This is a genomic window from Streptomyces sp. NPDC048637, from assembly GCF_040650675.1.
Classification (GTDB): Bacteria; Actinomycetota; Actinomycetes; order Streptomycetales; family Streptomycetaceae; genus Streptomyces.
The window spans coordinates 139152-161108 of the sequence record NZ_JBEZHQ010000013.1 but is presented as its reverse complement, the minus strand read 5'-3'; the positions used below and the strand labels follow the sequence as shown (position 1 = coordinate 161108).

The following is a 21957-nucleotide window of genomic DNA, read 5'->3' as shown; positions in this document are numbered from 1 at the left end:
GCGCCCGGCGCTCCCGCTGACGCACCCGGTCCTGTCGCGAGCCGTGGCTTCGTGTCGCCGGTACTGGGAGAAGAAAGTAGTGAGCAGGGTGTTTGTGCAGGTCAGCGCGCTAGTACAGGGCACGGGGTAATCAGCATGCACATCGTCATCATGGGGTGCGGGCGGGTGGGCTCCGCGCTCGCGCAGACCCTGGAGAGCCAGGGGCACACCATCGCGGTGGTCGACCAGGACCCGACCGCCTTCCGCCGCCTGGGCTCGTCCTTCGGCGGTCGCCGGGTGACCGGCGTCGGCTTCGACCAGGACACCCTGCGCGAGGCCGGCATCGAGGAGGCGGGCGCCTTCGCGGCCGTCTCCAGCGGTGACAACTCGAACATCATCGCCGCCCGGGTGGCCCGTGAGATGTTCGGTGTCGAGAACGTCGCGGCCCGTATCTACGACCCGCGCCGTGCCGAGGTCTACCAGCGCCTGGGCATCCCCACCGTCGCCACCGTCCGCTGGACGGCCGACCAGATGCTGCGCCGGCTGCTGCCGTCGGGCGCCGAGCCGCTGTGGCGCGACCCGAGCGGCGGCGTCCAGCTCGCCGAGGTGCACACCGCCGCCTCCTGGGTGGGGCACAAGATCAGCACCCTGCAGGAGGAGACCGGCGTCCGCGTCGCCTTCCTCACCCGACTGGGCGAGGCGATGCTGCCGACCTCGCAGACGGTGCTGCAGGAAGGCGATCTGGTGCATGTGATGATGCGCACCGACGAGGTCGAGAAGGTCGAAGCGGCATTCGCCACGGGTCCTGAGGGGGCGCACGCATGAGGGTCGCAATCGCGGGCGCGGGCGCGGTGGGCCGTTCCATCGCGGGCGAGCTCCTGGAAAACGGGCACGAGATCCTGCTCATCGACAAGGCGCCGACCGCCATCTCGGTCGAGCGGGTGCCGCTGGCGGAGTGGCTGCTGGCCGACGCCTGCGAGATCACCTCGCTCGACGAGGCGGCGCTGCAGCGCTGCAACGTCGTCATCGCGGCGACCGGCGACGACAAGGTCAACCTCGTCGTCTCGCTGCTCGCCAAGACCGAGTACGGCGTGCCGCGGGTGGTCGCACGGGTCAACAACCCGAAGAACGAGTGGCTGTTCAACGAGTCCTGGGGCGTCGATGTCGCGGTCTCCACACCGCGTCTGATGTCGGCGCTGGTCGAGGAGGCGGTGAGCGTCGGTGATCTCGTACGGCTGCTGCGCTTCAGCCACGGTGACGCCAACCTCGTCGAGCTGACGCTGCCCCCGGAGGCCGCGCTGGCCGGTACCCGGGTCGGCGATGTCGACTGGCCCGAGGACACCTCCCTGGTCACGATCATCCGCGGTACGCGGGTGCTCACGCCCAACAAGGAGGACGCGCTGGAGGCCGGCGACGAGCTGCTGTTCGTGGCGGCGCAGTCGCGCGAGGAGCAGCTGGAGGACCTGCTGTCGATGCGGCGCGAGGACGCGTAGCGCCGGCCGGCGGGTGCGTACGGCGGCCGTCCGCCGCCGGGGCGCACCACGCGGGTGGTACCGACGCCGGGGGCCCGGGAACCAAGCGGTTCCCGGGCCCCCGGCGTTCGTGTGGGTGCGTACCGTCAGCGGCGGTGGCGCGGTCCCCCGCGCGGACGCTCGGCGGCGGCCTCCGCGGCGCTCCCCTCCGTCAGATCCGCAGCGAGGCCGGCAGCGGCCCGGTCGAGCGTCTCGCGCTCGCCGCCGCGCCGCTCCTCGGCCTCCTTCTCGGCCTTCTCCTTCGCCTCCATCTCCGCGAAGACATCGATCGGCGCCGGCGCCTTCACCAGGAAGACCCAGGTGAGATAGACCGCCAGCAGGAACGGCGGGATCTTCAGCGCGATCAGCACCCAGCCGAGCTGGGTGGTGTCCGCCCACCAGTACAGCGGGAAGAGGATCGCGCACTTGCCGAGCAGGATCAGCCCCCAGGCCCAGCTGGCCTTCGCGTACGCCTTCTTCCGGCCCGGGTTGCGGGTGCGCCAGGAGAGGTTCTCCTTGAACACCGGTCCCAGGATCAGCCCGATCAGCGGGACGCCCGCGAGCGTGGTGAGCATGTAGGCGAAGGCCAGCCCGAGGGTGTAGAGCATGCCCGGCAGATAGAAGTCCTTGGCGTTGCCGGTCATCATCGCGAAGACCACGCCGAAGGCCACCCCGAAGACGCCGCTGAAGGCATGCTTGACGGTGTCCCTGCGGACCAGGCGGGCGGCCGCCAGCACCAGCGAGACGGCCAGCGCGGCGATCGCCGAGAGGTGCAGGTCCTTGTTGATCGTGAAGATCGTGACGAACAGCAGGCCGGGGGCAACGGTCTCCACCATGCCGCGTACCCCGCCGAACGCCTCGAACAGCGCCGCCTCGGTCACCTGCCTGCCGTCGGCGGCTCCTTCGGCGCCCGGGTCGGGCGAGGCGGGTGAGGGGCCTGCGGAGGTATCGGGGTCGGCGTTCGCGTCAGTGGTCGGTCGGTCGTAAGACGTCACCGGCTACTCCTGTCCGAGCGGTCGGAGTTCGTACTTCGGATTGAAGAGCACCCGGCGTCCATGGCTCAGGGAGACCCGGCCCGAGGCGATGAGCTTGCGGCCCGGCTCTATCCCGACGATGGAGCGGCGTCCGAGCCACACCACGTCGAGCGCCGCGGTGCCGTCGAACAGCTCCGCCTCGAGCGCGGGCACACCGGCGCGTGGCCGCAGCGTGACATGCCGGAGGGTGCCGGTGACCTTCACTATCTGCCGGTCGTCACAGTCGCAGATACGGGTGCAGCCCGCGTCCTGCGCGTCCTGTTGCAGCTCGGCGGACTGCAACTCCTCCTCGGAGGAGGACAGCCTGTCGAGCAGCCGGCGGAAGCGTCCGGCCGGCTTCTCGGATCGGGTCCCAGCACTCATGGCCCCAGCGTACCGGTGGCCGGGGCCCGGGATCACGGCCCGCACACGGAGTTCGTCCCCACCGCACAAAGCCGCGTCCGGCCGGCGGCGCTACTGCTCGAACCGGTAGCCCATCCCCGGCTCCGTGATGAAGTGCTTGGGATGCGAGGGATCGCTCTCCAGCTTGCGGCGGAGCTGGGCCATGTACACCCGCAGATAGTTGGTCTCGGTGCCGTACGAGGGCCCCCAGACCTCCTGGAGCAGCTGCTTCTGGCTGACCAGCCGGCCCGCGTTGCGGACCAGGACCTCCAGCAGGTGCCACTCGGTGGGGGTCAGCCGGATGTCCCGGCCGCCGCGGTTGACCTTCTTCGCGGCGAGATCGACGGAGAAACCTTCCGTCTCCACGATCACCTCGTCGTCGGCCGGTCCGGTCGGCTCCGCCCGGCGCACCGCCGCCCGCAGCCGGGCCAGCAGCTCGTCCATCCCGAACGGCTTGGTGACGTAGTCGTCCGCGCCCGCGTCCAGCGCCTCCACCTTCTCGTCGGAGGTCTGCCGGGCGGAGAGCACCAGGATCGGCACCCGCGTCCAGCCCCGCAGCCCCTTGATCACCTCGACCCCGTCCATATCGGGCAGACCGAGGTCAAGGACGATGACATCGGGGTGGCGGGCCGCGGCGAGTTTGAGAGCGGTGGCCCCGTCGGGGGCGGCATCGACCTCGTACTTGCGCGCCTTCAGGTTGATCACGAGGGCGCGAACGATCTGCGGCTCGTCATCGACCACAAGCACCCGGTTCACTGGCGTTCTCCTCGTGGTGTCGTCTCCCCGCGGGCCGGGCCCGCCGGGCATGGGATGAGGGGGGTCCGTGCGGCCCGGCTCATGTGGTGGCCTGGGCCGGAAGGTCGGGCCTGGCCGGCGGGCGGCCGGGCGCTGCCCGGAGGGTCAGGACCATGGTCATTCCGCCTCCGGGGGTGTCCTCGGCGGCGAGCGTGCCGCCCATCGCCTCCGCGAAACCGCGCGCCACGGCCAGCCCCAGGCCCACCCCGGCACCGCGCGGAGCGTCACCGTAGCGCTGGAAGGGCTCGAAGATCCGGTCCTTGGCGCTGTCCGGCACCCCCGGGCCGCGGTCGGCGATGCGCAGCTCCACCCGGTCACCGAGCGCACTGGCCGCGACCAGCACCGCCGCACCGTCCGGGCTGTACTTCACGGCGTTCTCGACGAGATTGGCGACCGAGCGTTCCAGCAGCCCCGGATCGACGGCGACGATCGGCAGCTCCTCGGGGATGTCGAGGGTGACACTGCCCTCCGGGACGCCGCCGAGCGCCATCGGCACCACCTCGTCGAGGTCGATCTCCCGGATCAGCGGAGTGACCGTGCCGGTCTGCAGCCGGGACATGTCCAGAAGGTTCCCGACGAGATGGTCCAGCCGGTCGGCACCCGCCTCGATGCCGGCCAGCAGCTCCGCCTCGTCGGCCTCGGACCAGGCGACATCGTCGGAGCGCAGGGACGTGACGGAGGCCTTGATGCTCGCCAGCGGGGTCCGCAGGTCATGGCTGACGGCGGCCAGCAACGCGGTCCTGATGCGGTTGCCCTCGGCCAGCTCCCGGGCCCGCTCCGCCTCGCCCACCAGCCGCTGCCGGTCCAGGACGACGGCGGCCTGGGCGGCGAACGCGGCCAGCACCCGGCGGTCCTCGGCGGGCAGCACCCGGCCGGTCAGCGCCAGCGCCATGTGGTCGCCCACGGGCATGTCGACATCGGCGTCCTCGGGGCGCAGGAGCGGCTTGCCGTGGTCCGTACCGGCCCGGCCCGCACAGGTCCACGGCTCGACATCGCCGGCCCGCTCCAGCAGCGCCACCGTCTCCATCCCGAAGGTCTCGCGTACCCGCTCCAGCAGGGCGTCCAGGGTCGTCTCACCGCGCAGCACACTGCCCGCGAGGAAGGACAGGATCTCCGACTCGGCGCGCAGCCTGGCGGCCTGATGGGTGCGGCGGGCCGCGAGATCCACCACGGAGGCGACCGAGACGGCCACCGCGAAGAAGATCACGATGGCGACGAGGTTCTTGGGGTCGCTGACCGTGAGGGTGTGGGTGGGCGGGGTGAAGTAGAAGTTCAGCAGCAGGGAGCCGACCGCGGCCGACGCCAGCGCCGGCAGCTGCCCGCCGAGCAGCGCGGCGAGGACCGTCAGGAAGAGGAAGAGCAGAACGTCGTTGGCCAGGCCGGGACCGTTCGCCATGCTGGTCAGCAGCAGCGAGAGCAGCACCGGGCCGGCCACGCCGACGAGCCAGCCGGCGATGATCCGGGTCCGCCCCAGCCGCGCACCGCGTGCCACCGGCAGCCCCCGGCCCTTGGCGACCTCGTCGTGGGTGACGATGTGCACATCTAGATCGGGCCCGGACTCGCGGGCGACCGTCGCGCCCACCCCCGGCCCGAAGATGTACTGCCAGGCCTTGCGGCGACTGGAGCCCAGCACGATCTGGGTGGCGTTGACGCCCCGCGCGAACTCCAGCAGCGCGCTCGGTATGTCGTCGCCGATGACGTGATGAAACGTCCCGCCGAGGTCCTCCACCAGGGTGCGCTGGAGGGCGAGTTCCTTGGGCGAGGCCGAGGTCAGCCCGTCGCTGCGCGCTATGTAGACGGCGAGCACCTCGCTGCCCGAGCCCTTGGCCGCCATCCGGGCCGCGCGGCGGATCAGCGTGCGCCCCTCCGGCCCGCCGGTCAGGCCGACGACGATGCGCTCGCGCGCCTGCCAGGTGGAGCGGATCGAATGCTCCGCCCGGTACTCCTGCAGATACTCGTCCACCCGGTCGGCGACCCACAGCAGCGCCAGCTCGCGCAGCGCCGTGAGGTTGCCCGGCCGGAAGTAGTTGGACAGGGCGGCGTCCACCTTGTCGGGCTGGTAGATGTTGCCGTGCGCCATACGGCGGCGGATCGCCTGGGGCGACATGTCGACCAGTTCGATCTGGTCGGCCCTGCGGACGATCTCGTCCGGCACGGTCTCGCGCTGCCGCACACCCGTTATGGACTCGACGACATCCCCGAGCGACTCCAGATGCTGGATGTTCACCGTCGAGATCACGTGGATCCCGGCTTCCAGCAGCTCCTCGATGTCCTGCCAGCGCTTGCTGTTGCGCGAACCGGGGACATTGGTGTGTGCCAGCTCGTCGACCAGCGCCACGGCCGGCCCGCGTTCCAGGACCGCGTCCACGTCCATTTCGGTGAAAACCGTGCCGCGGTACTCCAGCTCCCGGCGCTGGATCTGCTCCAGCCCGTGCAGCATGACCTCCGTACGGGGCCTGCCGTGGTGCTCGACGAACGCCACGACGGCGTCCGTGCCCCGCTCCACGCGCCGGTGCGCCTCGGACAGCATCGCGTACGTCTTACCGACGCCCGGTGCCGCGCCGAGATATATCCGTAGCTTGCCGCGTGCCATGGCCCCATTGTCTTACGTGAAGGCTGCCCCCACCGGGCTGAACCTGCTGCGACCCTACCGACCGAACAAGGGGACAAAAGGTGCAGTTGACGACTTGGGGCCGGGTCTTTACGCGACTCTGATACGGGGCTGGGTGGGGGGCTGGGGGCTGGGGGCTGAGGGCTTGTGGAGGGGCGGGGCTTTGCGGGCGTGGGGTGGGGGGACTGCGGGTGTGGGGTGGGGGGCCTGGCTCGGGCGGGTGGTGGGTGGGTGGGGGTTCAGGTGGGTGGTGGGAAATCGATGGGGTGGCAGGAGTGGGGAGGGAGGAGCGGTCGGGGGTGGGTGAGCGGCGGGTCAGAGGGGGCGTTTGAGGGGCGCGTCAGGTGGGGGCGCCGGGTGAGGCGGCCGGGTGGGCAGGGCGCAGGGTGTGGGGCGTGGGGTGGCCGCGGTCGGCGCGTGGGGTGGTGGCGGTCGGGTGGACGGGGGGCGCATCAGGTGGACGGGGTGGCACGTCGGACGACCGCAGTCGGGCACGCGGGGTGGCGCGTCGGGTGGCGACGAACGGATGCGCAGGGTGACGCGTCAGACAGCGCCGATCAGGCGGACGGGATCGCACCTCGGACGACCGCAGTCGGGACGTGAGGTGACGCGTCGGGAGGCGGCGAACGGATGCGCGGGGTGACGCGTCAGACAGCAACGATCCAGTGGACGCGGTGGCACGTCAGATGGGCCGCCAGGGGATGAGCGGAAGGGCCGGACGGGAAGCCGATTCAGCCGGGATGTGCCCCGTGCAGGCACAGGGCGGGCGGGCGCCGCCCGAAGAGGTACGCGACGCCCGCCGAGCGTCCGGCTGACGGGCCGGACCCGGACAGCGCACACCACGCGCCGCCGAGCGGCGGCTGCCCCGGCGGCGCAGATCGCCCGGTCATGCCCTCATGACACCGGCGGGGGCGGAGGCGCGCCAGCCCAAGACGCCCTCTTTGACGCTTCTCTGACGCCGGACAACCGGAGGGAAGGCGTGAACCATGGCCGGAATTATGCCGTCGCCCGGCCACCGGCCGCCTGCGACGATGCCCCACATGACCGAGGCACATCTGACGACGCCCCGCATGACTGACGTACGCATCGCCCACACCGCCGACCTGGACGCCACCACCCTCAAGGCGGCCCGCACCCTCCTCTATGACGTCTTCGACGACATGACCGCGGAGGACTGGGAGCACTCACTCGGCGGACTGCACGCCCTGATCCACGAGGACGGCGAACTGATCGGCCATGCGTCCGTCGTCCAGCGACGCCTCCTGCACGACGGCCGGGCGCTGCGCTGCGGATATGTGGAGGGCGTCGGCGTACGAGCGGATCGGCGCGGCCGCGGCCATGGCGCGGCCCTGATGGACGCCCTGGAGCGGGTGGTGCGCAACGGCTACGACCTCGGTGCGCTCGGCGCCGCCGACGAGGCCGCGACGTTCTACGCGGCCCGTGGCTGGCAGCAGTGGCGCGGCCGCTCGTGGGCACTCACCCCGGACGGCATCCAGCGCACCGCCGACGAGGACGGCTGCATCTACGTCCTGCCGACCGCGGCCACCCCTCTCAACCTCGACACCGACCTCACCTGCGACTGGCGCGACGGCGACGTCTGGTGACTTCTGGTGACGCACAGGAGAGCGGTCGGGGCAGGCTCCGCACCGGGGGCGGGGCCCGCCCCCGCACCTCCCCTCCCCTGTCCTCACCCCACCCGCGCCCCCGTACCCGTCTCCGTGATCACGCCATCGTTCAGCTCCAGGACACGGTCGGCCAGGCCCAGGAGGTTTGCGTCGTGGGTGGCCACCAGGGCCGTGACGCTCTCGCTGCGGACTACGGCGCGCAGCAGGTCCATCACCTCCATGCCGGTCTCGGCGTCCAGTTGCCCGGTCGGCTCGTCGGCTATGAGCAGGGCGGGCCGGTTGGCGAGCGCACGGGCGATGGCCACGCGCTGCTGCTGACCACCGGAGAGTTCGCCTGGCCGCTGCTCGGCATGGTCGGCCAGACCCACCAAGGACAGCAGGAGCGCAACGCGGTCCTCACGCTCGCGCGGCGGGACCTTGCGCAGCCGCAGCGGCACCCCGACGTTCTCCGCGGCGCTGAGGATCGGTATCAGCCCGAATGACTGGAAGACGAACCCTATGCGGTCGCGGCGCATCTCCAGAAGCCCGCTCTCGCCGAGGTCGGCCAGCGGTGTCCCGTCGACGGCGATCCGTCCCGAGTCGGGGGTGTCCAGGCCTCCGATGAGGTTGAGGAGAGTCGTCTTGCCCGATCCGGAACGGCCGCGCAGGGCGACCAGTTCGCCCCGCGGGACACTGCAGGACACCCCGCGCAGGGCGTGTACGGCGCCGGCGCCGGTGCCGTAGCTGCGGTGCAGGTCCTCGACGACGACCATCGCGCCGGCTGCCGAAGGATCGGCGACTGCCACTCCTGTCCTCATCCCCTCCTCCGGCGCCTCGTGCGCCTCGTGCACCTCGTTCCGAGCCCTGCCCCCGCGTCGGCTCTCGCCCGACGTGCTTCCCCCGCCATTCATGGTCTGCTCCCCCACTCCGTTCACGGCATCACTCCCCGCACCGGCCCGGCCGCTGCCGCGCCTACGGCCTGCCGCGCCAACTGCCCCCGCCTGCCTACACCTTGGCCGCCTCGGTCGCGGGCCTCGGGTTGCCTGCCGGTTGCGTCAGTATGCGGACCGCGCGCTTCGGCAGGCAACGCCTGTGGATAACTCTCGGACCGGCTTCGCCGCACACGCCGGGCCGGCCCGGAGCAGCTCCGCATCAGCCCCGGATCACCTCGGGTTCTCCGTGTGGGTCAGGGGCTCCCAGCCGACGAAGAGGTTGTCGCAACCGGCCCGCCGCCGCTACTCGGTCCTTCATGAGTGGGTGCCTTCCTGCCGAGAGGCTCGCCGAACCGGAAGCCGTTCTCGTACATGAACGGCTAGACGCCGACGTGAACACCTGCGAGGACTGGCGAACGCAAGGGCAAGCCATCGCGCCGTCAAGGCTCGACCCCGGGCGCCGGCGTCAACCCTTGACGTCAACGTGAGGCCACATCAGCCACCCTTCCCCCAGCGGCTGTTCACCTCACCGCTCGCGGAAAGCACCGAGCGGCCCCGGGAACATCTCCCCGGGGCCGCCCCTTCATGGCCCGCAGCGGTAGCGCAACCGTCCGGTACCGCACGGCCGCATCACACCGGCCGCCTCAGCCGCACCCGGGCTCCGCCACCCGCCACCGGGCGCCGCCGCCCGCACCTGCGCTCCGTCACCCGTACTCAGCCCTTGCCCGCGCTCCGCACCAGATCCTTCAGCGCGATATTCAGCTCCAGGACGTTCACCCGCGGCTCGCCCAGGAAGCCGAGGGCGCGTCCGTCGGTGTGTTCCTCGACCAGCTTGTCCACCGTGCCGGCGGGGAGGTGGTTCCGCTGGGCGACCGTGGCGGTCTGCAGTTGGGCGTAGTCCGGGGAGATGTCCGGGTCGAGGCCGGAGCCGGAGGAGGTGACGGCGTCCGCCGGGACCTTCGACTCGGGGACTCCGTATGTGGTGGAGACCCAGTGCCTGCGCTCCTTCACCGCTTTGATGAGGTCGGTGTTGGTGGCGCCCAGGTTGGAGGCGCCGGAGACCTGGAGGTCGTACTGGGTGTTGACGCCGTTGGCCTTGTTGCTGCCCAGTCCCGCCGAGGGCCGCGGCTGGAAGTACCTCAGGTCGGGCACCGGCTTGCCGTCCTTGTCCTTGCCCTTGTCGTAGCGCTGGCCGAGCAGCGATGAGCCGACGACCTTGCCGTGGGAGCTCACCTCGGACCCGTTGGCCTTATGGGGGAACGCTGCCTGCGCCACCCCCGTGACCAAGAGCGGGTAGAGGACGCCGCAGACCACGGTCAGGACGAGCAGGGCGCGCAGGCCCGCCCCGATCAACCGGGCGGTGTTGCTTACGGAGTTGTTCACGGCGGTCACCCGATTCCGGGGAGGAGAGAGAGGAGCAGATCGATGAGTTTGATGCCGATGAAGGGGGCGATCAGACCGCCGATTCCGTAGACCGCCAGGTTGCGTCGCAGCATCTTGTCGGCGCTGACGGGGCGGTACTGCACGCCCTTGAGGGCGAGCGGCACCAGCGCGACGATGATCAGCGCATTGAAGATGATCGCCGAGAGGATCGCGGAGTTGGGACTGGACAGCCGCATGATGTTGAGGGTGTCCAGGCCCGGATAAGCCACCGCGAACATCGCCGGGATGATCGCGAAGTACTTCGCGACGTCGTTGGCGATGGAGAAGGTCGTCAGTGCGCCCCGGGTGATCAGGAGCTGCTTGCCGATCTCGACGATCTCGATGAGCTTGGTCGGGTTGGAGTCCAGGTCCACCATGTTCCCGGCCTCCTTGGCGGCCGAGGTACCGGTGTTCATGGCCACCCCGACGTCCGCCTGCGCCAGCGCGGGTGCATCGTTGGTACCGTCGCCGGTCATCGCGACCAGCTTGCCGCCGGCCTGTTCGCGCTTGATGAGCGCCATCTTGTCCTCGGGCGTGGCCTCCGCGAGGAAGTCGTCCACGCCCGCCTCGTCGGCGATGGCCTTGGCCGTCAGCGGGTTGTCCCCCGTGATCATGACGGTCTTGATGCCCATCTTGCGCAGCTCGACGAAGCGTTCGCGCATACCGTCCTTGACGACGTCCTTGAGGTGGATGACTCCCAGGACGCGGGGGCCGCTCTCGTCCTCCAGGGCGACCAGCAGCGGGGTGCCGCCGGCCTGCGAGATGGCGTCGGTGAGCTGCTGAGCGTCGTCGGCGACGGTGCCGCCGCGCTCCTGGACCCAGGCGATGACGGAACCGGACGCGCCCTTGCGGACCTTGCGCCCGTCGACGTCCACACCCGACATCCGGGTCTGGGCGGTGAACGGCACCCACTCGGCGTCCGTCAGCTCGCCCTGATGGCGTTCGCGCAGCCCGTACTTCTCCTTGGCGAGGACGACGATGGAGCGGCCCTCGGGCGTCTCGTCGGCCAGTGAGGACAGCTGGGCCGCGTCCGCGACCTCGGCCTCGGTGGTGCCGCGTACGGGGACGAACTCGGCGGCCTGGCGGTTGCCGAGGGTGATGGTGCCGGTCTTGTCGAGCAGCAATGTCGATACATCGCCGGCGGCTTCGACGGCGCGGCCGGACATGGCCAGGACGTTGCGCTGCACCAGCCGGTCCATACCGGCGATACCGATGGCCGAGAGCAGTGCGCCGATCGTCGTCGGGATCAGACAGACCAGCAGGGCGAGCAGCACGATCATGGGCTGTTCGGCGCCCGCGTAGATCGCGAACGGCTGGAGGGTGACGACTGCCAGCAGGAAGACGATGGTGAGCGAGGCGAGCAGGATGTTCAGCGCGATCTCGTTGGGGGTCTTCTGCCGTGCGGCGCCCTCGACGAGGTTGATCATCCGGTCGATGAAGGTCTCGCCGGGCTTCGTCGTGATCTTGATGACGATGCGGTCGGAGAGCACCTTCGTCCCGCCGGTCACCGCGGAGCGGTCACCGCCGGACTCGCGGATGACCGGGGCGGATTCGCCGGTGATCGCGGACTCGTCGACGGAGGCCACACCGTCGACGACATCACCGTCGCCGGGGATGATGTCACCGGCCTCGCACACGACCAGGTCACCGATGCGCAGCTCGGTGCCGGGTACCTGTTCCTCGCTGCCGCCGCTCAGGCGGCGCGCCACGGTGTCGGTCTTGGCCTTGCGCAGGGTGTCGGCCTGCGCCTTGCCGCGGCCCTCGGCGACCGCCTCCGCCAGGTTGGCGAAGATGACGGTCAGCCACAGCCAGAGGGCGATCGCCCAGCCGAACCAGTCCGACGGGGACGTGCAGGCGAAGACCGTGGTCAGCACGGAGCCGACCTCGACCACGAACATCACCGGGGACTTGACCATCACCCGCGGGTCGAGCTTGCGCAGCGCGTCCGGCAGGGAGGTGACCAGCTGCTTGGGGTCGAAGAGACCGCCGCCCACCCGGCCGTCGCCGGGCTTGTGCCCGCTGGGGACGTCCTGGTGCGGAGCGCGCGTCGGTGTGGCGGTGGACATGGAGCCGGGCTCCTCCGGTTTCACGGGGGCGGTCATGACAGACCCTCCGCCAGTGGCCCGAGAGCCAGCGCCGGGAAGTAGGTCAGACCGGTGATGATCAGGATCGTGCCGACGAGCAGCCCGGCGAAGAGCGGCTTTTCGGTACGGAGGGTGCCCGCGGTCTCCGGGATCGGCTTCTGCTCGGCGAGCGAGCCGGCCAGGGCGAGCACGAACACCATCGGCAGGAAGCGGCCGAGCAGCATCGCCAGACCGATCGTGGTGTTGTACCAGGGCGTGTTGGCGTTGAGGCCGCCGAACGCGGAACCGTTGTTGTTGGCGCCGGAGGTGAAGGCGTACAGCACCTCGGAGAAGCCGTGCGAACCGGCGCCCAGCGCCTTGGTGTTGAGCATCGAGCCCAGCGCGTCCGGCAGCACCATCGAGGCGGCGGTGAAGCCGAGCACCAGCGTCGGGGTGATGAGGATGTAGCAGGCGGCGAGCTTGATCTCGCGGGTGCCGATCTTCTTGCCGAGGTATTCGGGCGTCCGGCCCACCATCAGTCCGGCGATGAACACCGCGATGATCGCCATCACGAGCATGCCGTAGAGGCCGGAGCCGACACCGCCGGGGGCGATCTCGCCCAGCATCATGCCGAGCAGCTGGATGCCGCCGCCGAAGGCCGTGAAGGAGGAGTGGAAGGAGTCGACCGCGCCGGTGGAGGTGAGCGTGGTGGCCACCGAGAAGATCGCGGAGGAGCCGACGCCGAAGCGGGTCTCCTTGCCTTCCATGGCGGCGCCCGCGGCCTGCAGGGCCGGCCCGCCGTGCGCGAACTCGGTCCACATCATCAGCGCCGTAAAGCCGAGCCAGATGATGCCCATCGTGGCGAGGACGGCGTAGCCCTGCTTCACGTTCCCGACGAGCTTGCCGAAGGTGCGGGTCAGCGAGAACGGGATGACGAGGATCAGGAAGATCTCGAAGAGGTTGGTGAAGGCGTTGGGGTTCTCGAAGGGGTGGGCGGAGTTGCCGTTGAAGTAGCCGCCTCCGTTGGTCCCCAGTTCCTTGATGACCTCCTGGGAGGCGACCGCGCCACCGTTGGTCTGCTGGGAGCCGCCCATGAACTGGCCGACCTCATGGATGCCGGAGAAGTTCTGGATGGCGCCGCAGGCCACCAGGACGACGGCGCCGATGACGGCGATCGGGACGAGTACCCGCACGGTGCCGCGGACCAGGTCGGCCCAGAAGTTGCCGAGATCGCCGGTGCGGGACCGGGCGAAGCCCCGGACAAGGGCCATGGCGACGGCCATGCCGGTGGCGGCCGAGACGAAGTTCTGCACCGCGAGACCGGCGGTCTGTACGACGTGGCCCATGGCCTGCTCGCCGCTGTAGGACTGCCAGTTGGTGTTGGCGACGAAGGAGGCCGCGGTGTTGAACGCCTGGTCCGGGCTGATCGACGCGAAGCCGAGGGACAGCGGCATCCCGCCCTGGAGGCGCTGCAGCAGGTAGAGGAAGAGCACGCCCACCGCGGAGAACGCCAGGACGCTGCGCAGGTAGGCCGGCCAGCGCATCTGGGCGTCCGCATTGGCACCGATGCAGCGGTAGACGACCCTCTCGGCACGGAGGTGCTTGGGGGAGCTGTAGACGGCGGCCATGTAGTCGCCGAGGGGACGGTACGCCAGGGCCAGCGCCGCGACGAGCGCGGTCAGCTGGAGCACGCCTGCGAGAACGGGGCTCATGTGGCCCGCTGCGGCAGCAGCAGTCGACACCTCAGAACCTCTCCGGGAAGACGAGGGCGAGGACCAGATAGCCGAGCAGGGCGACGGCCACGATCAGGCCGACGATGTTTTCGACGGTCACAGCTTCGCCACCCCCTTGGCGACGAGAGCCACCAGCGCGAAGACCGCGATCGTGACGACGACGAAGGCCACGTCGGCCATCGTGTGCTCCTAGATGGATGGGGCGGACAGGACCCCTAGAGCAAAGCGCCCTTCCCGGCCCGCGCGACCGCCGTTGACGCCTCCCTTACGGCCATTAGCGCTCCGTTGACGGCTTTCTTACGCATCCCGACCTGACCTGCACAAACGGAGGGGCCCGCACCCCCCATCGGGGAGTACGGGCCCTGGTGACCGTCACGATCCGGCCGTCGCCGGGCGCCTTCGCGCCGCCCGGCCGCCGGGTGTGGTCAGCGGATCTCGGTGATCTCCGGTCCACGCTCCAGACGCTCCACGCCGCCGCCGAAGCGCGACTGCTCGACCTGGTCCTGCTGCACACCGTCCGGCACCATCTGGGCGTCGTCCGGCAGCTTCAGGACGATCGGGTCGCGGGGGGCCATCGGGCCCTCGCCGCGGATGATGACGGTGTCCCGGAAGATGTGCTCCAGCACGCCCGCGGCCTGCGGCTGCACCGCGCCCTGGCCGGAGATCACACCCCGCAGGAACCACCGGGGGCCGTCGACCCCGATGAAGCGCACGACCTGCACACCGTTCGTGCCGTCCGGCAGCTGTACGGGTACCTGGGCGCGCAGCTCCCAGCCCAGCGGGCCCTCGACCTCGTCGATGACCCCGCCCTGCTGGGTGATACCGGCGGCGATCTCCTCGCGGACCTCGCCCCAGATCCCCTCGTTCTTGGGGGCGGCGAAAGCCTGCAGCTGTACGGCGCTGTCCTGCAGCACCACGGTCGCGGCGACGATGGCGTCACCGGCGACCTCCACCCGAAGTTCCATGCCCTCGACACCCGGCACGAACAGCCCGCCGAGGTCCACCCGGCCCTCGCCGGGCTCGGAGACCTCCGACGAGTCCCAGGGACCGTCGGGACGCGGCGCGGGCGGAAGACTGAGCCGCTGCTGCGCCGCCTCGTCCTCGTCGGCGTCGCTCACCGCTCGCTCGTCGGCGAGCGTGGTGTCCTTGGCCGACTCTTCAGGAGCCTCGTTCTTCTTGCGACGTCCGAACACGTCACTGTCCTTCCCGGTCGGCACCGACCGATGCGTATTCATTCCCGCCCGTGGAGCCGCCCACCGCCGCATGACCGCCGGTGGAACCGAATCCCCCCTCGGCCCGCGCCGAGCCGGGAAGTTCCGCCACCTCGTGGAAGCGCACCTTCTCGACCTGCTGGACGACCAGTTGGGCGATCCGGTCGAATCTTTCGAACCGCACGCGCTCGCGCGGGTCCAGATTGACCACGATCACCTTGATCTCTCCACGGTACCCGGCATCCACCGTCCCGGGAGCATTCACCAGCGCCAGTCCGCAGCGCGCGGCCAGCCCGGACCGTGGGTGCACAAAGGCCGCGTAGCCGTCGGGCAGCGCGATCGAGACCCCGGTGGGCAGCACGGCGCGCTCCCCCGGTGCCAGCTCGGCGGCCTCGGTGGTCACCAGATCCACGCCCGCGTCGCCGGGATGCCCGTACGACGGAACGGGCACGTCCGGGTCCAGCCGGCGCAGCAGCACATCCACCGGATTCCGTACCTGACTCACGGGTTCACCTCGAAGGCACGCGCTCGTTTGACCTGGTCCGGGTCGGCCATCGCCGCCTGGATCTCCTCGGTCCTGCCGTTGTCGATGAAGTGGTCGACCTTCACCTCGATGAAGACGGCCTCGGCGCGCACCGCGACCGGGCCGTCCGGGCCGCCTATGCGCCCCACGGCCGTCGAGTAGATCTTCCTGCCGTGTACGGCGGTGACCCGCGCGTCCAGGTGCAGCACGGTGCCCAGCGGCACCGGCCGTACGAAGTCGGTCTCCAGCCGGCCGGTCACCGCGATCACCCGCAGCAGCCAGTTCAGCGAACCGAGCGTCTCGTCCAGCGCGGTGGCCAGCACTCCGCCGTGTGCCAGACCGGGCGCACCCTGGTGGGCCTCCTTGACGGTGAACTCGGCGGACACGCTCACGCCGTCGCCGGCCCGAGCCTCCAGGTGCAGACCGTGGGGCTGGCCCGTGCCGCAGCCGAAGCACCGGTCGTAGTGCGCGCCGAGGAGTTCTCCGGGTGCCGGCGCCTCGGCATGCCGGACCGGAGCGACGGCGTCCGTCGGTGGCGTCAGCCGTGCCCTGGGTTCGTCAGTTCCACTCACGAGTGCAGACCCTACCCGCGCGCGTAAGGGGCCCGCGCCGCCGTGCCAAGCTGGAGCCATGCAGTCGTACGAAGAACGCCTCACCGCGCCCCGCTCCTGGTGGGTGATCGCCGCGCTGATCGGCGTCGCCTGCGCCTTGATGCTGCTCCCCCTGGGGACGCTTCCGATGCTCGGCGGTCTGATCGGCGGGGCGGCGCTGTCCGCGGTGGCGGTGAGCACGTACGGCTCGGCGCGGATCCGGGTGGTGGGCGGTGCGCTGATCGCCGGCGACGCGAAGATCCCGGCGACGGCGCTGGGCGAGGCACGGATGCTGGACGCGGACGAGGCGCTGGCGTGGCGTACGCACAAGGCCGATGCCCGTGCATTCATGCTGCTGCGCAGCTACATCCGCACCGCGGTGCGGGTCGAGATCACGGACCCGCAGGACCCGACGCCGTACGCCTATCTCTCGACGCGGGAGCCGGAGCGTCTGGTGGCCGCGCTGGTGGCCGCACGCGCCTGACGGCGGCCTGCGGGGTCTGCTTCAGCCGTCGGCCGGGGGCAGGGGCGTTCCGGTCCCCGCACCGTCCGTGAGAGCGGCCGGGGCGGAGTCGGGGAGGGCGTCCCAGGGGACCTGCTTCGTGCGCAGGTCCTTACGGACTTTTTCCGCGAGTTTCCGGGTGTCCCTGCGGTTCATGAACGCGCCGACGGAGGCGCCGATCATGAACGGGATGAGATTGGGGAGGTTGCGCAGCGTGCGCTTCATGATCTGCTGGCGCAGTTCGCGCCTCATCTGCACACCGAGGGCGATGTTCAGCGAGGCCGGTTTCGTGACCTCGACGCCCCGCTCCTCCGTCCAGGACGTCAGATAGGCCATCCCCCGCTGCCGGAAATTCCCCGCGGGCCTCAGGCCGTAGACCTCGTGGAGCTCGGCGATCAGTTTGATCTCGACCGAGGCGACGCCGGTGACCTCGGCGGCCAGCTCGGCCGGCATGGCGGGCGGTACGGGCAGCATCGCTGCCGCGCCGATGCCCGCTCCGACAGTGGCGGTGCCCTTGCAGGCGCCCGCGACGAGCTTGTCGGCCAGGTCCTCGGGGGTCAGTCCGGGGAACTGGGCGCGCAGGGTGGCGAGGTCACGGACCGGGATCCGCGGGGCGAGATCGATGATCCGGTCGGCGATCACGGCGAGCCCTGCCCGCACCCGGCCGCCGCCCTTTCCGGCACCGCGGCCGATCATGGCCGCGAGCGAGGCCGTGCGGCCTCGCTCCTGTGGTGCATCGGTCGTCCGCTCCGCGGGGAGGGCGGTCGGGTCGGCGGGCACGGGCGCGGTTTCTTCGCGTGATCGTGCGCCGGCCGCCGGGCCTTCGGCGCCCTTGGGTCCCTTACGGAACGGGTTCACGCCTGCCACGGCGTAGACCGTTCTCAGGCCGCGCAGTCGCGGCAGATCGGGTTGCCGTTCTTGTCCTCCGCGGCCAGCTGGCTGCGGTGGTGGACCAGGAAGCAGCTCATGCACGTGAACTCGTCCTGCTGCTTGGGCAGCACGCGCACGGCGAGCTCTTCGTTGGACAGGTCCGCGCCTGGCAGCTCCAGGCCCTCGGCCTGCTCGAACTCGTCGACGTCGACGGCCGAGGCGGACTTGTCGTTCCGCCGCGACTTCAGCTCTTCAATGCTGTCCTCGTTGAGGTCGTCGTCGGTCTTGCGTGGGGTGTCGTAATCCGTAGCCATTTTCGCTCTCCCCCTCTGGGTGTCTGCGGTGTCTCAGCGCTCGTAACGCGTGAGAGGCCGGACTTGTGCCCGACCTGAGGCGGAGATTTTGCCTCACATCAAGGTCTGTTACTCAATCGACACCCAACCGCACCCCTGAAGAGGTGATCGGTTTGGATGGCGATCAGGACCGTACACGGTCCGAATGTCGCACCTCGCGCAGCCCATCACCTGTACTTCCCGTGATCTGACCCCCCGGAAACCCGGACTTCCCAGGCATTCCGACGGGCATTTTGATCACGGAGGGTAGATGGCCGGAATTTCGCGCCTGTGAGGGATCACACACGCGAAGACCGGCGGGCGGACCGGTCCAATTCCGCGCAAAGCGAACTTGGCGAAGGATCCACGCCGACCCCCCTCCTCGTCAAACCAGGAGGCGAGGCGGCGTACGGCCGCGAGACGAGCGATCGTACGCACAGATGTCCGACGACTGCCCACGGGGGCGCACAGGGGCTCCAGCGGGCGTACAACCGCCCTCTGGCCTGCGTCAGAGCGGCAGGACGACCCTCATGACCAGTCCGCCGCCCTCGCGGGGCCGGGCGGTGATGGTGCCGTCGTGGGCGCGCACCACCGACCGCACGATGGACAGGCCCAGACCGACGCCCTTGTCGCTGCCGGTGCGCTCGGTGCGCAGCCGCCGGAAGGGCTCGAAGAGGTTCTCCACCTCATAGGCCGGCACCACCGGCCCCGTATTGGCGACCACCAGCACCGCACACCCCGGCTGCGGCTCGGTGACCACCTCCACCCAACCCCCCTCCGCCACGTTGTAGCGCACCGCGTTCTGCACCAGATTCAGCGCGATCCGCTCCAGCAGCACACCATTGCCCTGCACCAGCACCTGCCGGCGGACCCCCCGCAGCTCCACCCCCTTGGCATGCGCCTCCTCCCGCGACTGATCCACCGCCTGCGCCGCCACCTCCGACAGATCAACCGGCTTCTTGTCCACCACCCTGTTCTCACTGCGCGCCAGCAACAACAACCCCTCCACCAGCTGCTCACTGCGCTCATTCGTCGCCAGCAACGTCTTGCCCAGCTGCGCCAGCTCCGGCGACGCCCCCGGATCAGCCAGCTGCACCTCCAGCAACGTCCGATTGATCGCCAACGGCGTCCGCAACTCATGCGACGCATTCGCCACGAACCGCCGCTGCGACTCGAACGCCCGGTCCAACCGGTCCAGCATCTGATCGAACGTGTCCGCCAGCTCCTTGAGCTCATCATCCGGACCACCCAGCTCGATCCGGCGATGCAGATCCGAACCCGCCACCCGCTGCGCCGTCCGCGTGATCCGCCCCAACGGCGACAACACCCGCCCCGCCATCGCATAACCGAACGCGAACGCCACCACCGTCAGCCCCAGCAGCGCCAGCAAGGAACGGTTCAGGAGGCTGTTGAGCGCCACCGCCCGCTGATGCTGCAGACAGCTGTTGACGGCTTCCTGGAGCAGCTGCCCGGACGTCTCGGTGGGCAGGTCGCAGATGTCACTGGTCGACTGGAACTTCCCGCCGAGGATCTTCAGCGGCAGCGCACTGCCGTCGTGCAGCGCGTCCGCGGCCAGCATGTAGATGATCGTCAGCAGCACGATGCCGGCCATCAGGAACATGCCGCCGTACAGCAGCGTCAGCCGTATCCGGATCGTGGGGCGCAGCCACGGGAAGGGCCGGACATTGACCGGCCGGGGGTCCCACGTGGGCTTGGGCGGAGCGGACGGCGGCGGGCCGGCCGTCTTGGAGAACGAAGGCAGGGAGGGCATCGCCGGTCAGATCCGGTATCCCGAGCCGGGGACGGTGACGATCACCGCGGGCTCGCCGAGCTTGCGCCGCAGGGTCATGACCGTGACCCGTACGACGTTGGTGAACGGGTCGGTGTTCTCGTCCCAGGCCTTCTCCAGGAGCTGCTCGGCCGAGACGACCGTGCCCTCGCTGCGCATCAGGACCTCCAGCACCGCGAACTCCTTCGGTGCGAGCTGGACCTCCTTGCCGTCGCGGAAGACCTCGCGGCGGTTGGGGTCGAGCTTGATGCCGGCCCGCTCCAGGACGGGCGGCAGCGCGACGGTCGTACGGCGCCCCAGGGCGCGCACCCGGGCGGTCAGCTCGGTGAAGGCGAACGGCTTGGGAAGGTAGTCGTCCGCACCGATCTCCAGGCCCTCCACGCGGTCGCTGACGTCACCGGAGGCGGTGAGCATCAGGACACGGGTGGGCATCCCCAGCTCGACGATCTTGCGGCAGACGTCGTCGCCGTGGACGACCGGGAGGTCACGGTCGAGCACCACGACGTCATAGTCGTTGACCGCGATCCGTTCCAGAGCGGCAGCGCCGTCGTAGACCACGTCGACCGCCATGGCCTCCCGGCGTAGTCCGGTGGCCACCGCATCGGCGAGCAGCTGCTCGTCCTCGACGACGAGAACACGCACGTCGCTAGTCCTTCCTCAGGGCCCTTGCGGGCAGGCAAAACTTGTCTGAAAGCTCTTCCATCCTGCCCCGAAGAGCCGTAAACCGGCGGTAAGAGGGGTGCGGGGTGGGTGGAGGGCGGGGCCGAGGCCCGACGGGCAGGATTCCTGGGCGGGTTGAGGTTTCCCTGAGGTGGCGGGTGGGGAGGACGACTGCACACCCGCGATCACGCCCTGTTTCTTCGGCTACTCGCCATGGACTGATCCATCGCAGGGACCACGCCGTGATCGACCCACCCGTCGGCACACCCCCGTGCCCACCGACCCACGACGAGGGGGCGCACATGGACGCGTTCACCGCAGGCATTTTGCAGCGCATACAGAACACCGAAGCCGATCTGGACCGGGCCCGCGCTGCGGGCGATGACTTCCTCGCCGAGGTCGAGCAGGCAGAGCTCGAGGACCTGCAGCGACTGGCGACCGAGCACGGCGTGCGCTTTGGAGCGGTCAGCAACGCCTGACCGCTGCGCAGTGCACGAACGACAGCGCCCCGGCATCCAGGGGATGGTGCCGGGGCGCTGTCGTGCCCGGACGGGGTCCGGTCAGTCGTGCCAGGCGCCGAGCTCGTCCAGCAGCGGCTGGAGCTGTGCGAAGAGGTCAGGGGACGCGGCGAGGGTCAGCTCCAGGGAGACCGCCCGGCCGGGGCGGCCACCGGTGAGCGCACCGGCCTCGCGGGCGATCAGGGCGCCGGCCGCCAGGTCCCAGGGGTTCAGGCCGCGCTCGTAGTAGGCGTCGAGCCGGCCGCAGGCCACGTCGCACAGGTCGATCGCGGCCGAGCCGCCGCGCCGGATGTCGCGGACCTGCGGCAGAAGCGTGCGCAGCACCTCGGCCTGCGCAGCCCGGCGCTCGGCGAGGTAGGAGAAGCCGGTGCCGAGCAGCGCCTGGGAGAGCGGCGGGGCGGGCCGGTGACGAATGCGCTCGCCGTTGTTGAACGCGCCACGGCCCAGGACGGCCTGGTAGGTCTCCCCGCGCATCGGGGCGGCGACGACCCCGACGACCACCTCGCCGTCCTTCTCCGCCGCGATGGACACGGACCAGGACGGCAGCCCGTAGAGGTAGTTGACGGTGCCGTCGACGGGGTCGATGACCCAGCGGATGCCGCTGGTGCCCTCGGTACTGGCACCCTCCTCCCCCAGGAAGCCGTCGTCGGGGCGGCGCTCCGCGATGAAGCCGGTGATCAGCTTCTCGGAGGCGATGTCCATCTCGGTGACGACGTCGATGGGGCTGGATTTGGTGGCGGCCACACCGAGGTCGGCGGGCCGGCCGTCGCGCAGCAGCGTCCCCGCACGGCGGGCGGCCTCCAGGGCCAGTTCGAGAAGTTCGTCGTACAGCGCTTCGGTCTGCGCCGGGTCGGACTGCGGGACGTCGGGGTGCAGCGGATCGGGCACGATGCTCCT

At 70.3% G+C, this 21957-nt stretch carries 22 protein-coding genes; 5 read left to right on the top strand and 17 right to left on the bottom strand.

Annotated features, from left to right (window positions below):
* Positions 1-135: 135 nt before the first annotated feature.
* Entirely contained in the window at positions 136-804 is a 669-nt protein-coding gene (locus AB0C46_RS19050; RefSeq protein ID WP_018093582.1) for a TrkA family potassium uptake protein, read from the top strand.
* The gene (locus AB0C46_RS19045; protein WP_327154412.1) at positions 801-1472 is read left to right on the top strand and encodes a TrkA family potassium uptake protein; all 672 of its coding nucleotides are present in this window, start codon (positions 801-803) and stop codon (positions 1470-1472) included. Before AB0C46_RS19050 ends, AB0C46_RS19045 begins: the two co-directional genes overlap by 4 nt.
* Positions 1473-1597: 125 nt before the next feature.
* Here the strand turns inward: AB0C46_RS19045 and AB0C46_RS19040 are convergent, their stop codons facing one another.
* The 4 genes from AB0C46_RS19040 to AB0C46_RS19025 form a co-directional block, all read right to left on the bottom strand.
* Complete coding sequence (locus AB0C46_RS19040; protein WP_362828968.1) at positions 1598-2485, bottom strand: DUF3159 domain-containing protein; 888 nt, start codon at positions 2483-2485, stop codon at positions 1598-1600.
* A 3-nt stretch (positions 2486-2488) separates the two neighbouring features.
* Positions 2489-2887: an OB-fold nucleic acid binding domain-containing protein gene (locus AB0C46_RS19035; RefSeq protein ID WP_018093579.1), complete on the bottom strand. Its 399-nt coding sequence runs from the start codon at positions 2885-2887 to the stop codon at positions 2489-2491.
* Positions 2888-2977: 90 nt separating this feature from the next.
* Positions 2978-3661 carry a response regulator gene (locus AB0C46_RS19030; protein WP_042159739.1) on the bottom strand — a complete coding sequence of 228 codons (684 nt, stop codon included), beginning with the start codon at positions 3659-3661 and terminating at the stop codon, positions 2978-2980.
* A 79-nt stretch (positions 3662-3740) separates the two neighbouring features.
* The gene (locus tag AB0C46_RS19025) at positions 3741-6293 is read right to left on the bottom strand and encodes a sensor histidine kinase KdpD (protein WP_362828966.1); all 2553 of its coding nucleotides are present in this window, start codon (positions 6291-6293) and stop codon (positions 3741-3743) included.
* A gap of 1058 nt (positions 6294-7351) precedes the next feature.
* Here AB0C46_RS19025 and AB0C46_RS19020 point away from each other — a divergent pair.
* Positions 7352-7915 carry a GNAT family N-acetyltransferase gene (locus AB0C46_RS19020; protein WP_362828964.1) on the top strand — a complete coding sequence of 188 codons (564 nt, stop codon included), beginning with the start codon at positions 7352-7354 and terminating at the stop codon, positions 7913-7915.
* Positions 7916-7998: 83 nt separating this feature from the next.
* Here AB0C46_RS19020 and AB0C46_RS19015 read toward each other — a convergent pair whose 3' ends face one another.
* The 8 genes from AB0C46_RS19015 to AB0C46_RS18980 all read right to left on the bottom strand — a co-directional run bounded on the left by AB0C46_RS19015 (position 7999) and on the right by AB0C46_RS18980 (position 16371).
* Positions 7999-8733 carry an ABC transporter ATP-binding protein gene (locus tag AB0C46_RS19015; protein WP_362828962.1) on the bottom strand — a complete coding sequence of 245 codons (735 nt, stop codon included), beginning with the start codon at positions 8731-8733 and terminating at the stop codon, positions 7999-8001.
* 828 nt (positions 8734-9561) lie between these two features.
* The gene (kdpC, locus tag AB0C46_RS19010) at positions 9562-10230 is read right to left on the bottom strand and encodes a potassium-transporting ATPase subunit KdpC (RefSeq protein WP_362828960.1); all 669 of its coding nucleotides are present in this window, start codon (positions 10228-10230) and stop codon (positions 9562-9564) included.
* Between the two features lie 5 nt (positions 10231-10235).
* A complete protein-coding gene (gene kdpB, locus AB0C46_RS19005; protein ID WP_362828959.1) occupies positions 10236-12371 on the bottom strand; it encodes a potassium-transporting ATPase subunit KdpB in 2136 nt (711 codons plus the stop codon).
* On the bottom strand, positions 12368-14044 hold the full coding sequence (kdpA, locus tag AB0C46_RS19000) for a potassium-transporting ATPase subunit KdpA (RefSeq protein WP_362828989.1): 1677 nt from the start codon (positions 14042-14044) through the stop codon (positions 12368-12370). The genes kdpB and kdpA overlap by 4 nt, the downstream gene beginning before the upstream one ends.
* A gap of 31 nt (positions 14045-14075) precedes the next feature.
* Positions 14076-14165 carry a K(+)-transporting ATPase subunit F gene (gene kdpF, locus AB0C46_RS18995; RefSeq protein ID WP_046925563.1) on the bottom strand — a complete coding sequence of 30 codons (90 nt, stop codon included), beginning with the start codon at positions 14163-14165 and terminating at the stop codon, positions 14076-14078.
* A gap of 325 nt (positions 14166-14490) precedes the next feature.
* Complete coding sequence (locus AB0C46_RS18990) at positions 14491-15258, bottom strand: DUF3710 domain-containing protein (protein ID WP_362828958.1); 768 nt, start codon at positions 15256-15258, stop codon at positions 14491-14493.
* A 1-nt stretch (position 15259) separates the two neighbouring features.
* Positions 15260-15781, bottom strand: a complete 522-nt coding sequence (gene dut / locus AB0C46_RS18985; RefSeq protein ID WP_362828957.1) for a dUTP diphosphatase — start codon at positions 15779-15781, stop codon at positions 15260-15262.
* Positions 15778-16371, bottom strand: coding sequence for a PaaI family thioesterase (locus tag AB0C46_RS18980; protein ID WP_262042856.1), 594 nt, complete (start codon positions 16369-16371; stop codon positions 15778-15780). The genes dut and AB0C46_RS18980 overlap by 4 nt, the downstream gene beginning before the upstream one ends.
* Before the next feature lie 58 nt (positions 16372-16429).
* Between AB0C46_RS18980 and AB0C46_RS18975 the strand changes: the two genes are divergently transcribed.
* On the top strand, positions 16430-16873 hold the full coding sequence (locus tag AB0C46_RS18975; RefSeq protein ID WP_362828955.1) for a DUF3093 domain-containing protein: 444 nt from the start codon (positions 16430-16432) through the stop codon (positions 16871-16873).
* Positions 16874-16894: 21 nt separating this feature from the next.
* Here the strand turns inward: AB0C46_RS18975 and AB0C46_RS18970 are convergent, their stop codons facing one another.
* The 4 genes from AB0C46_RS18970 to AB0C46_RS18955 all read right to left on the bottom strand — a co-directional run bounded on the left by AB0C46_RS18970 (position 16895) and on the right by AB0C46_RS18955 (position 20524).
* Positions 16895-17671, bottom strand: a complete 777-nt coding sequence (locus AB0C46_RS18970; protein WP_362828988.1) for a hypothetical protein — start codon at positions 17669-17671, stop codon at positions 16895-16897.
* A gap of 101 nt (positions 17672-17772) precedes the next feature.
* Entirely contained in the window at positions 17773-18075 is a 303-nt protein-coding gene (locus AB0C46_RS18965) for a DUF4193 domain-containing protein (RefSeq protein WP_016575747.1), read from the bottom strand.
* Positions 18076-18601: 526 nt separating this feature from the next.
* Positions 18602-19864, bottom strand: coding sequence for a HAMP domain-containing sensor histidine kinase (locus tag AB0C46_RS18960; protein ID WP_362828954.1), 1263 nt, complete (start codon positions 19862-19864; stop codon positions 18602-18604).
* A gap of 6 nt (positions 19865-19870) precedes the next feature.
* Positions 19871-20524, bottom strand: coding sequence for a response regulator transcription factor (locus AB0C46_RS18955; RefSeq protein ID WP_006602630.1), 654 nt, complete (start codon positions 20522-20524; stop codon positions 19871-19873).
* Between the two features lie 320 nt (positions 20525-20844).
* Between AB0C46_RS18955 and AB0C46_RS18950 the strand changes: the two genes are divergently transcribed.
* Positions 20845-21021: a hypothetical protein gene (locus AB0C46_RS18950; protein WP_362828953.1), complete on the top strand. Its 177-nt coding sequence runs from the start codon at positions 20845-20847 to the stop codon at positions 21019-21021.
* Positions 21022-21102: 81 nt separating this feature from the next.
* Here the strand turns inward: AB0C46_RS18950 and AB0C46_RS18945 are convergent, their stop codons facing one another.
* Entirely contained in the window at positions 21103-21948 is an 846-nt protein-coding gene (locus AB0C46_RS18945; protein WP_362828952.1) for an inositol monophosphatase family protein, read from the bottom strand.
* Positions 21949-21957: the final 9 nt, after the last annotated feature.

Coding starts and splice junctions, on each gene's coding strand:
- AB0C46_RS19050 (WP_018093582.1), top strand. CDS start 136: ATGCACATCGTCATCATGGGGTGCGGGCGGGTGGGCTCCGCGCTCGCG.
- AB0C46_RS19045 (WP_327154412.1), top strand. CDS start 801: ATGAGGGTCGCAATCGCGGGCGCGGGCGCGGTGGGCCGTTCCATCGCG.
- AB0C46_RS19035 (WP_018093579.1), bottom strand. CDS start 2,887: ATGAGTGCTGGGACCCGATCCGAGAAGCCGGCCGGACGCTTCCGCCGG.
- AB0C46_RS19025 (WP_362828966.1), bottom strand. CDS start 6,293: ATGGCACGCGGCAAGCTACGGATATATCTCGGCGCGGCACCGGGCGTC.
- AB0C46_RS19020 (WP_362828964.1), top strand. CDS start 7,352: ATGACCGAGGCACATCTGACGACGCCCCGCATGACTGACGTACGCATC.
- AB0C46_RS19015 (WP_362828962.1), bottom strand. CDS start 8,733: ATGAGGACAGGAGTGGCAGTCGCCGATCCTTCGGCAGCCGGCGCGATG.
- kdpB (WP_362828959.1), bottom strand. CDS start 12,371: ATGACCGCCCCCGTGAAACCGGAGGAGCCCGGCTCCATGTCCACCGCC.
- kdpA (WP_362828989.1), bottom strand. CDS start 14,044: ATGAGCCCCGTTCTCGCAGGCGTGCTCCAGCTGACCGCGCTCGTCGCG.
- AB0C46_RS18975 (WP_362828955.1), top strand. CDS start 16,430: ATGCAGTCGTACGAAGAACGCCTCACCGCGCCCCGCTCCTGGTGGGTG.
- AB0C46_RS18965 (WP_016575747.1), bottom strand. CDS start 18,075: ATGGCTACGGATTACGACACCCCACGCAAGACCGACGACGACCTCAAC.
- AB0C46_RS18960 (WP_362828954.1), bottom strand. CDS start 19,864: ATGCCCTCCCTGCCTTCGTTCTCCAAGACGGCCGGCCCGCCGCCGTCC.
- AB0C46_RS18950 (WP_362828953.1), top strand. CDS start 20,845: ATGGACGCGTTCACCGCAGGCATTTTGCAGCGCATACAGAACACCGAA.